Here is a 13610-nt window from a genome sequence, read left to right as displayed (position 1 = left end):
GCCCCCGTCGAGCGCGGCGAGGCGGGGGCATGAGCTCGCCCTACCGGCTCGTGCGCAGCCCGCTCGTCCAGCCCGACCCGCCGGTGCTGGACGCCTACCAGCGCGCCGTGGTCGAGCACGGGGACGGGCCGCTGCTGGTGCTGGCCGGGCCCGGCACGGGCAAGACCACCACCTTGGTCGAGGCGGTCGCCCGGCGGATCCAGGACGGCACCGACCCCGAGCGGATCCTCGTCCTCACCTTCAGCCGCAAGGCTGCGATGGAACTGCGCGACCGGATGTCCGGCAGGCTCGGCAGCTCCGCCGCCGCCCCGCAGGCCACCACCTTCCACTCCTTCTGCTACGCCCTGCTGCGCGCCCACCAGGACCCGCGGGACTACGCCGAGCCGCTGCGGCTGCTCTCCGGCCCCGAGCAGGACGTCATGGTCCGCGAACTGCTGGCCGGCGGCGCCGAGGACGCCCGCCTCGGCAGCTCCCGGATCGCCTGGCCGCTGGACCTGCGGGCCTGCCTGACCACCCGCGGCTTCGCCGACGAGGTCCGCGCCGTCCTCGCCCGCAGCCGCGAGCTCGGCCTCGGCGAGGCCGAGCTGGAGCGCTTCGCCCAGGGCGTCCAGCGCCCCGACTGGGCCGCCGCCGCGCACTTCCTGGCCGACTACCTCGACGTGCTCGACCTGCGCGGCGTCCTGGACTACGCCGAACTCGTCCACCGCGCCGTCCTGCTCGCCGAGCGCCCCGAGGTCGAGGAGGAGCTGCGCCGGCGCTACGACGTCGTCTTCGTCGACGAGTACCAGGACACCGACCCCTCCCAGGTCCGGCTGCTGCGCCGGCTCGCGGGCGGCGGACGCGACCTGGTCGCGGTCGGCGACCCCGACCAGTCGATCTACGCCTTCCGCGGCGCCGACATCAACGGCATCCTCGACTTCCCGCAGACCTTCCGCCGCGCGGACGGCGGACCGGCCGAGGTCAAGGTGCTGCGGGTCTCCCGCCGTTCCGGCGCGCTGCTGCTCGCGGCCTCCCGGGAGATCGCCCGGCGGATGCCGATGGGCCGGCTGCCCGCCGACAAGCTCGCCCAGCACCGCGCCCTGCTGCCCTCCCGCGAGGGCGGCCGGGTGGAGGTCTACACCTACCCGACCCCCGGCGCCGAGCTCGACTCGATCGCCGACCTGCTGCGCCGGGCCCACCTGGAGGACGGCGTGCCCTGGGGCGAGATGGCCGTGCTGGTCCGGGCCGGCGCCCGGTCCATACCGGGCGTGCGGCGGGCGCTCGGCGCGGCCGGCGTCCCGCTGGAGATCGACGGCGACGACCTGCCGCTGCGCGAGGAACCGGCCGTCGCCCAGCTGCTGCTCGCCCTGCGGGTCTGCGCGCTGCAGGCGGCGTGGCGGACCGCCCGCGACCGGCACGGCGAGGACGAGGACACCGACGCCGCCGACACCCCCGACCCGCTCACCACCGAACTGGCGCACGCCCTGCTCACCGGCCCGCTCGGCGGCCTCGACGGCTCCGACCTGCGGCGCCTGGGCCGCGCCCTGCGCGAGGAGGAACGCGCCGCACTGCGGGCCGAAGGCCGTCCCGCCGCCGCCCCGCGCCCGGCCGACGAGCTGATCCGCGAGGCCCTGGCCGAACCCGAGCGGCTGGTCGCCCTCGACCCCGCGCACGCCCGCCGCGCCCGCGACCTCGGCACCCTGCTGCGCAAGGTCCGCGAACTGCTGGCCGGCGGCTGCACCGCCGAGGAGGCGCTCTGGGAGCTGTGGGACGGCAGCCGCCGCTGGCGCGAGCGGCTGGAGCGGGCCGCCCTGCGCGGCGGCGCGGCCGGCCGCAACGCCGACCGCGACCTGGACGCGCTGTGCGCCCTGTTCGAGACCGCCGCCCGGGCCGAGGAACAGGTCACCGGCCACCGCAGCGCCCTCGACCTGCTCGCCGAACTCGAAGCCCAGGACATCGCCGCCGACACCCTCACCGTCCGGGCCGTGCGCCCCGAGGCCGTCCGGCTGATGACCGCCCACCGCTCCAAGGGCCTGGAGTGGCGCCTGGTCGTGGTGGCCGGCGTCCAGGACGGCCTCTGGCCCGACCTGCGCCGCCGCGGCTCCCTGCTGGAGGCCGACCGGATCGGCCGCGACGGCCTCGCCGAACCGCTCTCCCCGGCCGCCCTGCTCGGCGAGGAGCGCCGCCTCTTCTACGTCGCCGCGACCCGGGCCAGGGAGCGGCTGATCGTCACCGCCGTCAAGGCCCCCGCCGACGACGGCGACGAGCCCTCCCGCTTCCTGCGCGAGCTCTACCGCGAGGACGTCGACCCGCGGACCGGGAAGGTGGTGCGCCGCACCCCGCCGGTCACCGTCGAGGACGTCACCCACCGCCCGCGCCGCCCGCTGTCCGTCGCCGCGCTGGTCGCCGAACTGCGCGCGGTCACCGTCGACCCCGCCCGCACGCCCGAGCTGCGCCGCGCCGCCGCCGAACGGCTCGCCACCCTGGCCGCCGCCACCGACGAGGACGGGCTGCCGCTGGTGCCCGCCGCCCACCCGGAGCGCTGGTGGGGCCTGGACGACCCGACCGCCGCCCCCGAGCCGCTGCGCAGCGCCGACCTGCCGGTGCGGCTGTCCGGCAGCGGCCTGGAGCAGCTGGAGAGCTGCTCGCTGCAGTGGTTCCTGGACAAGGAGGTCAAGGCGCGCACCGCCGGCTCGGCCGCGCAGGGCTTCGGCAACGTGGTGCACGCGCTCGCCGACGAGGTCGGCTCCGGCCGGACCCCCGCCGACCTCGCCGTCCTCATGGAGCGCCTGGACACCGTCTGGGACGCGCTGGCCTTCGACGCGCCCTGGAAGTCCCACCAGGAGAAGACCGAGGCCCGCGCCGCCCTGGAGCGCTTCCTCAACTGGCACGTGCTGGAACGCGGCCGGGACGTGGTCGCCACCGAGCACGGCTTCGACGTCACCCTGGACGTCGGCGGCGTCTCGGTGCGCATCCGCGGCTCGATGGACCGGGTCGAGCAGGACCGGGCCGGGCGCGCCTACGTGGTCGACTTCAAGACCGGCAAGCAGATCCCCAGTGACAGGTCCATGCCCGAGCACAAGCAGCTCGCGGTGTACCAGCTCGCCGTCCGGGCCGGCGCCCTCAACGAGCTGCCCGGCTTCGCCGAGCGGCCCCCGGCCACCGGCGGCGCCGAGCTGGTCCACCTGCGCGAGCCCGCCGCCAAGGCCGCCCAGGACGCGCCCAAGGTGCAGCGGCAGGAGCCGCCGGAGGGCGAGCCGTGGATCGAGGGCCTGCTCGCCGAGGCGGCCGGGAAGGTCCTCGCCGAGCGCTTCGTCCCGCGGACCGGCGGCGGCTGCGACCGCTGCGCCTTCCGCCGCAGCTGCTCGGCCCAGCGGGACGGGGCCCAGCTGGTCGAGTAGCGGACCCGGCGGGCCGGCTGCGCCCCGGTTGCCGCCCGGCGGCCCCGGTCGGGCCCCGGTCGGGCTGCGGTCGGGCTGCGGTCGGGCTGGCGGTCCGGACCCGGTCCGGACCCGGCGAGGTAAGGCTTGTCCGTCGCTCCGGTTACGGTTGCGGGGTGACCGCCGTGCTCAGCCATCCCGACCAGCTCAAGGAGCTGCTGGGGATCCCGTTCAACCGGGAGCAGATGGCGGCCATCGGCGCGCCCCTGGAGCCGGCCGTGATCGTGGCCGGCGCAGGCTCCGGCAAGACCACCGTGATGGCCGCCCGGGTCGTCTGGCTGGTCGGCTCCGGCGCCGTGCGGCCCGAGGAGGTGCTCGGCCTCACCTTCACCAACAAGGCCGCCGGCGAGCTCGCCGAACGCGTCCGGGCCGCCCTGCGGGTCTGCGGGCTGGGGGTCCCCCAGGCCGAAGGCTGGGGGAGCGCGGCCGACCGGGACGCCGCCGAACCGCTCGGCGACCCGGAGATCTCCACCTACCACGCCTTCGCCGGCCGCCTCCTCAAGGAGCACGGTCTGCGGATCGGCATCGAGCCGGACGTGCGGCTGCTCGCCGACGCCACCCGCTTCCAGCTCGCCGCCAAGGTCCTGCGCACCGCCCGCGGCCCGTTCCCGGCGCTCACCGGCACCTTCGCCAACCTGGTCGCCGACCTGACCGCGCTGGACGGCGAACTCGCCGAGCACCTGGTCGAGCCGCAGACCCTGCGCGAGTTCGACCAGGACCTGCTGGACACCCTCGCCACCGTCAAGCTGACCAACGACGACCTGCGGGCCGTCCCGGCCACCGCCCGGGCCCGGCTGGAGCTGCTGCGCCTGGTGGAGGAGTACCGGCGCCGCAAGCGCTCCGCCGGGCTGATGGACTTCGGCGACCAGATCGCCGCCGCCGCCCGGCTCGCCCAGCAGCGCCCCGAGGTCGGCGAACTGCTGCGCGACCGGTTCCGGGTCGTGCTGCTGGACGAGTACCAGGACACCTCGGTCGCCCAGCGCCTGATGCTCGCCGGGCTCTTCGGCGCCGGCCCCGACGGCGCGGGCGGCGGCCACCCGGTGACCGCCGTCGGCGACCCCTGCCAGGCGATCTACGGCTGGCGCGGGGCCTCCGTCGCCAACCTGGACGAGTTCCCCCGGCACTTCCCCAGGGCCGGCGGCCGCCCGGCCGAGCGCTACGCGCTCAGCGAGAACCGCCGCAGCGGCGGGCGCCTGCTCGCCTTCGCCAACGAACTCGCCGCACCGCTGCGGGAGATGCACGAGGGCGTCGAGGCGCTGCGCCCGGCCCCCGGCGCCGAGCACGACGGCTTCGTCCGGACGGCGCTGCTGCCCACCCACGCCGAGGAGGTCGACTGGCTCGCCGACTCGATCGCCCACCTGGTGCGCACCGGCACCGCGCCCGGCCGGATCGCCGTGCTGTGCCGCGGCGGCGCCGCCTTCCCGGACATCCACGCGGCGCTGGTCGCCCGCGAGGTGCCGGTCGAGGTGGTCGGCCTCGGCGGGCTGCTGCAACTGCCCGAGGTGGCCGACCTGGTGGCGGTCTGCGAGGTGCTGCAGGACCCGACCGCCAACGCCGCGCTGGTGCGGCTGCTGATCGGCCCGCGCTGGCGGATCGGCCCGCGCGACCTCGCGCTGCTCGGCCGCCGGGCCGCCGAGCTGGTCCGCACCGACCGGCCGGAGGGCGTCGAGGCGCTGGCCGCGGCCGTCGCCGAGGCCGATCCGACCGAGGTGGTGTCGCTGGCCGACGCGGTGGAGAGCTTCCTGGACTCCCCGTTCGGCGACGAGGGCACGCCCGACGACCTGCCGTTCTCCCCCGAGGCGCGGGTGCGCTTCGCCCGCCTCGCCCAGGAGCTGCGCGACCTGCGCCGCTCGCTGGCCGACCCGCTGATGGACGTGCTGCACCGGGTGCTGGCGGTCACCGGCCTGGAGGTCGAACTCGCCGCCTCCCCGCAGGCCCTGGCCGCCCGGCGGCGGGAGACCCTGCACGCCTTCCTGGACGTCGCCGCCTCCTTCGCCGACCTCGACGGCGACCCGGGCCTGGCCGCCTTCCTCGGCTTCCTGCGCGCCGCGCAGGAGTACGAGCGCGGCCTGGACAGCAGCCTGCCCGGCGGCGAGGACACCGTGAAGGTGCTCACCGCGCACAAGTCCAAGGGCCTGGAGTGGGACGTGGTCGCCGTCCCCGGCCTGGTGCGGGGCGCGTTCCCCTCCGGCACCCCGCGCGAGCGCTGGACCAGCGCCAAGCGCGTGCTCCCGCACGCCCTGCGCGGTGACGCGGCCACCCTGCCGGACGTGCGCGGCGGCTGGACCGGCAAGGCGATGACCGCCTTCAAGAAGGAGCTGGCCGCGCACACCGCCGTCGAGGAACTGCGCCTCGGCTACGTCGCGTTCACCCGCCCCCGCGCGCTGCTGCTGGCCTCCGGGCACTGGTGGGGGCCGAGCCAGAAGGCCGTCCGCGGCCCGTCCGCCTTCCTGGAGGGGCTGCGCGAGCACTGCGAGCGGCCCGGTGCGGGCGAGGTCGAACACTGGGCCGAGCAGCCGGAGCAGGGCGCCGAGAACCCGGCGCTGGCCGCCCCCGTCGAGCGCCCCTGGCCGCTGCCGCTGGACCCGGCCGCGCAGCACGCCCGCCGCCGGGTCGCCGAGGTGGTGCGCGCCCGTCTCGCCGGCGCGCCCGCGCCCGAGCCGGAGCCGATGGCCCCCGAGGACCAGCGCCAGCTGGCCTCCTGGGACCGCGATCTGACCGCACTGCTGGGCGAGTTGGAGCGCTCCCGGCGCACCGCGCGCGAGGTGCCGCTGCCCGCCGCGCTGTCCGCCACCCAGCTGCTGCGGCTGGCCGCCGACCCGGACGGTTTCGCGCGCGACCTGGCCCGGCCGATGCCACGCCCGCCGCAGCCGGCCGCCCGGCGCGGCACCCGCTTCCACGCCTGGGTGCAGTCCCGGATCGAGCCGCTGCTGCTGGTCGAGCCCGGCGCGCTGCCCGGGGCCGACGACGACGGCATCGAGGACGAGCAGGACCTGGAGCGGCTCAAGGAGGCGTTCCTGCGCACCCCGTACGCGCGGCGCAAGCCCCACCGGGTCGAGGCGCCGTTCCACCTGGTGCTGGCGGGACGGGTGGTGCGCGGCCGGATCGACGCGGTCTACCGCGACGATGACGGGTTGTCAGGATCCGGTGGTGCGTCACGCTACGAAGTGGTGGACTGGAAGACGCACCGCGAGGAGACCGCGGACCCGCTGCAGCTCGCGGTCTACCGGCTGGCCTGGGCCGAGCAGGCCGGCGTCGATCCCGAGCAGGTCACGGCGTCGTTCCTGTACGTCCGCAGCGGGCGGATCGTCCGTCCGGCAGGACTTCCCGACCGAAAAGAGTTGGAACGGCTCCTGATCGGGAACAGTGATAAATGAGTCACGCAGAGCATCCAAGTCATCACGCCAGTGCCCGAAACCTGTGCGTCGTGCACGTTTCGCGCCTATTGTGGGGTCGGTAACCGGTCAACCCCCGTGCTCCGGCCGCCAGCGAGGCCCGTATTCCCTAACCCTCAGTCATCACCGCAGGTGCCCCCGGGCATCGGCGCCTTCTGCTGGAGAAACCGACGTTGAGCGCGACCGGATGGATCAGAGAGCGGTTCACCGGGCCGACCCCGGGGCCCGCTCCGGGCGCGACCGGCACCTGGCCGAGGACGGCACTGGCGCTGCCGTTCATCGGCATGGCGCTGATCGTCGTCCTCGACTACCTCAGCGGCACCGGGGTGACGGTCGAACCCGCCCTCACCGCCGTGCCCGCGCTGGCCGCCGTGGTCAGCCGGCGCACCTGGTACCCGTTCGTCATCGGGCTGTGCACCGAGGCGGCGGCCTTCCTGATGGCCTTCCGCAGCGACACGCTCGGCTCGTCCGTGCACGCCGCCAGCGTCATCGCCGTCCTGCTCGTCGCCACGATCGGCTGGGTCAGCGCGACCCTGCGACTGCGCCAGGAACGGGCGTTGGCCGACGCCCAGCTGGTCGCCTCGATCGCCCGCCGGGTCCTGCTGCGGCCCGTCCCCGAGCGGGTCGGCACCGTCCGGGCCGCCGTCCACTACGAGGCCGCCGCCGCGCACGCCCGGATCGGCGGCGACCTCTACGAGGTGGTCAACACCCGGCACGGCGTGCGGGCCGTGGTCGGCGACGTGCGCGGAAAGGGCCTCGGCGCGGTCGAGACGGCCGCCGCCGTGCTCGGCGCCTTCCGCGAGGCCGCGCACCAGGAGTCCGCGCTGGACCGGGTGGCCGGCTGGCTGGCCGACAGCCTCGACCGCGCCCTGCACGAGAACGACCACCCGGGCGTGGAGGAGGAGTTCGTCACGCTGGTGCTGATCGGCGTCGGGCCCGACGGCACCGCCGAGATCGTCAACTGCGGCCACCCCGCGCCGCTGCTGCTGCGCGGCGGGGAGGTCCGGCCGCTCGAACTCGCGGAGACCGTACCGCCGCTGGGCGTCCTCGACCCGGCCGACGTCCGCCCGCCGGTCCACCGGGTGCCGCTCCGGGGCGAGGACCGGGTGCTGCTGTTCACCGACGGGGTGATCGAGGCCCGGGACCGCGCGGGTGCCTTCTACCCGCTCGCCGAGCGGTTCCCGCGCTGCGCCGACGGCCACCCCGCCGAGGTCCTGCGGCGCCTGCACGAGGACGTGGTGCGGCACGTCGGGCGCCAGCTCGGCGACGACGCGGCGATGCTGCTCCTGCAGTACGAACCGCCGCCGACGCCCGGCGTCCACGTGCCGCAGCAGGCCGGGGTGCTGACCCGGCACTAGGCCGTCGCACAGGTCCTCGCGGCGGCTCCCGGGCCGGCGGCGGCCCTACAGCGACACCTCGACCAGCAGCGGCCGGTGGTCCGACACCGCCGCGCGCGGCGCGGCCGCCGGGCCCACCGCCGTGCGCGGCACGCCGACCGCCAGCACGTGGTCGAACTGCACCGCCGGCCGGTGCGAGGGGTACGTCGGCGTGCGCGCCAGGTCGTACCAGCCCTGCAGCCGGGGCCGCGGCTCGCGCACCCGCCGCCGACGCGGCTCGGCCGACAGCGGCCGGGCCCGTCGGGCGGCCCGCAGCTCCCGCACCCGCGTCCGCGGCGAGCCGCGCTCCAGCGCCGTCGCCCCGCCGAGCACCGTGCGCGGCACCGCACCCACCAGGTTGAAGTCGCCCAGCACCAGGTAGGGCTGCGGCAGGTCGGCGATCCACCGCCGGATGCCCGCCAGCTGCGCCATGTTCCAGCCCGGCACGAAGGACAGGTGCGCCGCCACCACGGTGAACGGCCCGCGCTCGCCCTCCAGCACCGCCGCCAGCGCGGCCCGCGGCTCGTCCGGTACCTGGGTCAGCCCGCGCCGCCCGGCGACCCGCAGCGGCAGCCCGAACGGCGCCGCGGCGAAGCGCCGGGCCCGCCAGTGCCGCACCGGCAGCCGGGTCAGCAGGGCCGTCCCGTACGAGGGCGGGGCGCCGTCGCCCACCTCGTCCGGCCCGTACACCCGCAGGCCGTTCGGCCCGGACGGGTCCGGCACCCAGCCCGCCACCGGCGCCGGGCGGCCGTGCAGCGCGGCGGCGAAGCGCCAGTCCTTGGCGCCCATCGCGGCGGCCGCCACCGCCGCCTGGTCGGTGCCGCCGGAGCGCGCCTGGTACCGGTCCACCTCCTGCAGCGCCAGCACGTCGGCGTCCAGCGCGGCCACCGCCTCGGCCAAGGGCTCCCCGGCCTCGGCGGGGTAGGGCCGCGGCGCGCCGTCCGGGGCGAGCGGCTGACCGTGCAACAGGTTGAAGGTGGCGATGCGCAACTGGCTCACACCGCACGACGGTACCCGGTCGCCGGGGGAGGGGGGTGCGGCTTGAGGCGGTGGGGCATACCGGGTATACATACTCGGTATGTCCATCCGTCACGGTCTGCTCGCCCTGCTCGACCAGGGCCCGCGCTACGGCTACCAGCTGCGCACCGAGTTCGAGGCGCGCACCGGCGCCACCTGGCCGCTCAACGTCGGGCAGGTCTACACCACGCTGTCCCGGCTGGAGCGGGACGGCCTGGTCGAGGCGGCCGGGGAGGACGACGAGGGCCACCAGTTCTACGCCGTCACCGACGCCGGCCGCGCCGAGCTGCGGGCCTGGTTCGACACCCCGGTGCCCCGGACCAACCCCCCGCGCGACGAACTGGCCATCAAGCTCGCGATGGCGGTCACCGTCCCCGGGGTGGACGTCTCCGCCGTCGTCCAGGGCCAGCGCCGGCACAGCATCAAGGCGCTCCAGGACTACACCCGGCTCAAGGGTCGCGCCCTGGCCGGGGAGGCCCGGCCCGGCGTGGTGCCCTCGGCGAGCAACGACCTCGCCTGGCTGCTCGTCCTGGACCAGCTGATCTTCCAGACCGAGGCCGAGATCCGCTGGCTCGACCACTGCGAGACCCGGCTCGCCCAGCAGGCCGAACTCCTGCAGACCCGTACCGCCGAGGCCGCCCGCGACGGCGGCGCGCCCGCCAAGCGCGGCCGCCGCCTGCGCGCCTGAGCGCCCGGCCCCGAACCACCGGCCCCGGCCCTCGGCCCCGGGCCCACACCCAGCACAAGGGGGGAATCGTGTCCCACACCCGAGAGTCCCGGCAGACGCCGGTGCTGCACCTGGAGAACGTCACCCGCGTCCACGGCCACGGCGCAGCCGAGGTCCAGGCCCTGCGCGGCGTCGACCTCAAGGTCCACCCCGGCGAGTTCGTCGCCGTGATGGGCCCCTCCGGCTCCGGCAAGTCGACCCTGCTCACCCTGGCCGGCGGCCTCGACACCCCGAGCGGCGGCCGGGTCCTGGTCGAGGGCGTCGCCCTCGGCGACCTCAGCCGCAAGCGGCTCGCCCAGGTCCGCCGCCGCTCCGTCGGCTACGTCTTCCAGGACTACAACCTGATCCCGGCCCTCACCGCCGCCGAGAACATCTCGCTGCCGCGCGAACTCGACGGCCTGTCCGCCCGCGCCGCCCGGCGCGAGGCGCTCGCCGCGCTGGAGGAACTCGGCATCCCCGAGCTCGCCGACCGCTTCCCCGACGACATGTCCGGCGGCCAGCAGCAGCGCGTGGCCATCGCCCGCGCCCTGATCGGCGACCGCCGCCTGGTCCTCGCCGACGAGCCCACCGGCGCCCTCGACTCCACCACCGGCGAGGCCGTCCTCGCCGTCCTGCGGGCCCGCTGCGACGCCGGCGCCGCCGCCATGATGGTCACCCACGAGGCCCGGCACGCCGCCTGGGCCGACCGCGTGGTCTTCCTGCGCGACGGCCGCATGGTCGACGAGTCGGTCAGCCAGGACGCCGCCAGCCTGCTCGTCAGCGCCGCCACCAACAGCATGAAGGTGGACGAGTGAAGCTCAGCGCCTGGCGGCTCGCCCTGCGCATCGCCCGCCGCGACGCCCTGCGCGCCAAGGGCCGCAGCGCTCTCGTCGTCGCGATGGTCGCCCTGCCCGTCCTCGGCGTCACCGGCGCCGACGTGGTGTTCCGCAGTGCCGCGCTCTCGCCCGCCGAACACGCCGTACGGGTCATGGGGCAGGCCGCCGCCGAACTGGAGCTGGCCGAACGCGGCTCCACCGTCAAGCAGGCGCCCGACCCGGAGCAGGGGTTCAGCATCGAGAACCCCAAGGACAAGGCCAAGGACGGCGCCGAGCCCCGGTACACCCCCGCGCAGCAGCGCTCCCTCGACACCGAACCCGCCGAACTGGCCCGGCAGTTGCTCCCGGCCGGCGCCACCCTGGTGCCCGAGCGGCAGGGCCCGTACACCGCCGCGAGCAGCACCGACGGCCTGCTCGCCACCCGGGTCACCGAGGCCGACCTGAACGACCCGGTCTGGAACGGCCGCGTGAACCTGGTCAAGGGCCGCGCCCCGGCGAACGACCACGAGACCGCCGTCACCCCGGACTTCCTCAAGCGCTCCGGCCTCAGGATCGGCGATCGGACGGCCGTCCGCGGCCTGGAAGCCACCCCGTTCACCATCACCGGCGTCTACGAGTACCCCGGCGAACTCGCCGCCACCGAGCTCTTCGCCAGGCCCGGCGCCGTGATCGACCGGCTCGCCGGGACCCAGGGCGCCGCCCGCGGCCCGGGCTCCGGCACCGGCGAGCCGACCCGCTGGCTGGTCAAGCTCCCGGCGGGCGCCGGCCTGGACTGGCCCGAGGTCACCCGACTCAACGACCACGGCTTCACCGTCACCTCCCGGGCCGTCCTGACCGACCCCCCGGCCCGCGCCGACGTCCCCTTCTACGTCGAGGAGGACCGGCACTCGACCCGGGTGACCTCCTACTTCGACAAGACCGGCGTCGTCATCCTCGCGACCGTCGTCGGCATGGCCCTGCTGGAGATCGTCCTCCTCGCGGGCCCCGCCTTCGCCGTCGGGGCCCGGCGCTCCCGGCGGCAGCTCGGCCTGCTCGCCGCCGCCGGCGGTGACCGCGCCAACGTCCGGGCCGTCGTGCTCGGCGGCGGCATCGTCCTCGGCGTCACCGGCGCCGCGATCGGCCTCGCCCTCGGCGTCGGCCTGGTCGCCCTGCTGCGCACCCAGGCCGAGGAGTACTCCGGCCGCCGCTTCGGCCACTTCGCCCTCCAGCCGCTCGACCTGACCGGCGTGCTCCTGGTCGGCCTGGTCACCGGGCTGCTCGCCGCCGTCGTCCCCGCCGTCCAGGCCTCCCGCCAGGACGTGGTCTCCGCGCTCACCGGCCGCGACTCGCTCAAGCCGCCGAGCCGCAAGCTCGCCGTGCTCGGCCTGCTGATGCTCGCCGGCGGCGCGGCCCTCGCCCTGTTCGGTGCCACCAGCGGGGTCGGCAACCGCAGCCTCGCCGTGCTCGGTGGTTCGGCCGTGGCCGAACTCGGCATGGTCGCACTCACGCCCTACCTGGTCGGCCTCTTCGGCCGGCTCGGCCGCTGGCTCTCGCTCGGCCCCCGGCTCGCCCTGCGCGACTCCGTGCGCCACCGCGGCCGCACCGCGCCCGCCGTCGCCGCCGTGATGGCCGCCGTCGCGGGCTCGGTCGCGGTCGGCGTCTACACCGCCAGCTTCGACGAGCAGTACCGGCGCGAGTACGTCGCCCACGGCCCCTCGGGCGCCGTCCTGCTGGGCAGCGGCTGGCTGTCCGACACCGACGGCAAGCTGCTGCCGCAGATGCGCGAGGCCGTCGAGCGCAGCATCCCGGACCTCGGCCCGCGCGCCGACGTCCGGAACGTGCACTACAAGGGCGACTGCTCGGACGGCGCGCCGTGCGGCTACATCAGCGTCGACCTGCCCAAGGAGGACCGCTGCCCGGTCCTCGACAACGACCGCGAGCTCGGGCCCGGAGAGGCCGAGCAGATCCTGTCGACCGACAAGCGCTGCCAGGGCGATCGTCGCCGCGGCAGCTCCTTCGGCCCGCTGATGGCCGGCGACGCGACCCTGCTGCACAACCTCTACGGCGTCACCGACCCGGCCGCCGGCCGGGCCCTCGCCGCGGGCAAGGCCGTGGTCTTCGACGCCCGGTACCTGAAGGACGGCAAGCTCGCCCTGAACTACGACGAGCCGATCGACTTCAGCGCGAGCGGCACGGCCGGCCGCAAGCCCGTCCGCCACGAGGTCGCCGTCGACGCGGTCCTCGCGGCGGCCGTGATGCCCGCCCCCGGGCAGGCCGTGATCAGCCCGGACACCGCTGCCAGGCTGGGGTTCACCACCGCGACGGCCGGCTCGGTCTGGCTCCCGGACGCGGCGCCCTCGGACGGCTCCCAGCAGAAGGCCGACGGCGCGCTCGCCCGGATCACCGACCGCGGGCTCCTCACCGTCGAGCGCGGCTACCAGTCCCCGGCCGGTCTCGTCACCCTCGGGCTGACCGTCTTCGCCGGCCTGGTCGCCCTCGGCGCGGCCGGGATCGCCACCGGACTGGCCGCCGCGGACTCCCAGCGCGACCTGACCACCCTCGCGGCGGTCGGCGCCGAGCCCCGGATCCGGCGCTCGCTGTCCGGCTTCCAGTGCGGCGTGATCGCCGCCATGGGCGCCCTGCTCGGCGTGGTCTGCGGCATCGTGCCGGGCGTGGCGCTGCGCAAGGTCGAGGGCGCGGCGGGCAACTACCCCGGCATCAGCCCCGAGGAGCTGGCCGGCAAGGCGATCGTGGTCCTCCCGTGGCCCACCATCGCCGCCACCGTCGTGCTGCTCCCGCTGCTCGCGGCCGCCCTGGCGGCGGTGCTCACCCGCTCGCGGATCACCATGCTGCGCCGCTCGGGCTGAGGCCGGCACCCCCGC

Annotated in this window: 7 protein-coding genes; 6 read left to right on the top strand and 1 reads right to left on the bottom strand. The window is 76.2% G+C overall.

Annotated features, from left to right (window positions below):
* Positions 1–29: 29 nt before the first annotated feature.
* The 3 genes from AB0Q99_RS08135 (at position 30) to AB0Q99_RS08125 (ending at position 8172) form a co-directional block, all read left to right on the top strand.
* Entirely contained in the window at positions 30–3380 is a 3351-nt protein-coding gene (locus AB0Q99_RS08135; RefSeq protein WP_363569480.1) for an ATP-dependent DNA helicase, read from the top strand.
* A 155-nt stretch (positions 3381–3535) separates the two neighbouring features.
* Positions 3536–6796, top strand: a complete 3261-nt coding sequence (locus AB0Q99_RS08130; RefSeq protein ID WP_363569479.1) for an ATP-dependent DNA helicase — start codon at positions 3536–3538, stop codon at positions 6794–6796.
* A gap of 191 nt (positions 6797–6987) precedes the next feature.
* Positions 6988–8172 carry a PP2C family protein-serine/threonine phosphatase gene (locus tag AB0Q99_RS08125; RefSeq protein WP_363569478.1) on the top strand — a complete coding sequence of 395 codons (1185 nt, stop codon included), beginning with the start codon at positions 6988–6990 and terminating at the stop codon, positions 8170–8172.
* A gap of 45 nt (positions 8173–8217) precedes the next feature.
* Here AB0Q99_RS08125 and AB0Q99_RS08120 read toward each other — a convergent pair whose 3' ends face one another.
* Positions 8218–9189 carry an endonuclease/exonuclease/phosphatase family protein gene (locus tag AB0Q99_RS08120; protein ID WP_363569477.1) on the bottom strand — a complete coding sequence of 324 codons (972 nt, stop codon included), beginning with the start codon at positions 9187–9189 and terminating at the stop codon, positions 8218–8220.
* Between the two features lie 79 nt (positions 9190–9268).
* Between AB0Q99_RS08120 and AB0Q99_RS08115 the strand changes: the two genes are divergently transcribed.
* The 3 genes from AB0Q99_RS08115 (at position 9269) to AB0Q99_RS08105 (ending at position 13595) form a co-directional block, all read left to right on the top strand.
* Positions 9269–9895, top strand: coding sequence for a PadR family transcriptional regulator (locus AB0Q99_RS08115; RefSeq protein WP_363569476.1), 627 nt, complete (start codon positions 9269–9271; stop codon positions 9893–9895).
* 68 nt (positions 9896–9963) lie between these two features.
* Positions 9964–10728 (top strand): ABC transporter ATP-binding protein, encoded by a 765-nt coding sequence (locus AB0Q99_RS08110; protein WP_363569475.1) that lies wholly within the window; start codon positions 9964–9966, stop codon positions 10726–10728.
* Positions 10725–13595 carry an ABC transporter permease gene (locus AB0Q99_RS08105; protein ID WP_363569474.1) on the top strand — a complete coding sequence of 957 codons (2871 nt, stop codon included), beginning with the start codon at positions 10725–10727 and terminating at the stop codon, positions 13593–13595. Before AB0Q99_RS08110 ends, AB0Q99_RS08105 begins: the two co-directional genes overlap by 4 nt.
* The last annotated feature ends 15 nt before the right edge of the window (positions 13596–13610 follow it).

The sequence above is a fragment of the Kitasatospora sp. NPDC086791 genome (genome assembly GCF_040685975.1).
Taxonomy (GTDB): domain Bacteria; phylum Actinomycetota; class Actinomycetes; order Streptomycetales; family Streptomycetaceae; genus Kitasatospora.
Note: the sequence above shows the minus strand (reverse complement) of the source record. Positions and strands in the feature narration are given on the sequence as shown.

Coding starts and splice junctions, on each gene's coding strand:
- AB0Q99_RS08135 (WP_363569480.1), top strand. CDS start 30: ATGAGCTCGCCCTACCGGCTCGTGCGCAGCCCGCTCGTCCAGCCCGAC.
- AB0Q99_RS08115 (WP_363569476.1), top strand. CDS start 9,269: ATGTCCATCCGTCACGGTCTGCTCGCCCTGCTCGACCAGGGCCCGCGC.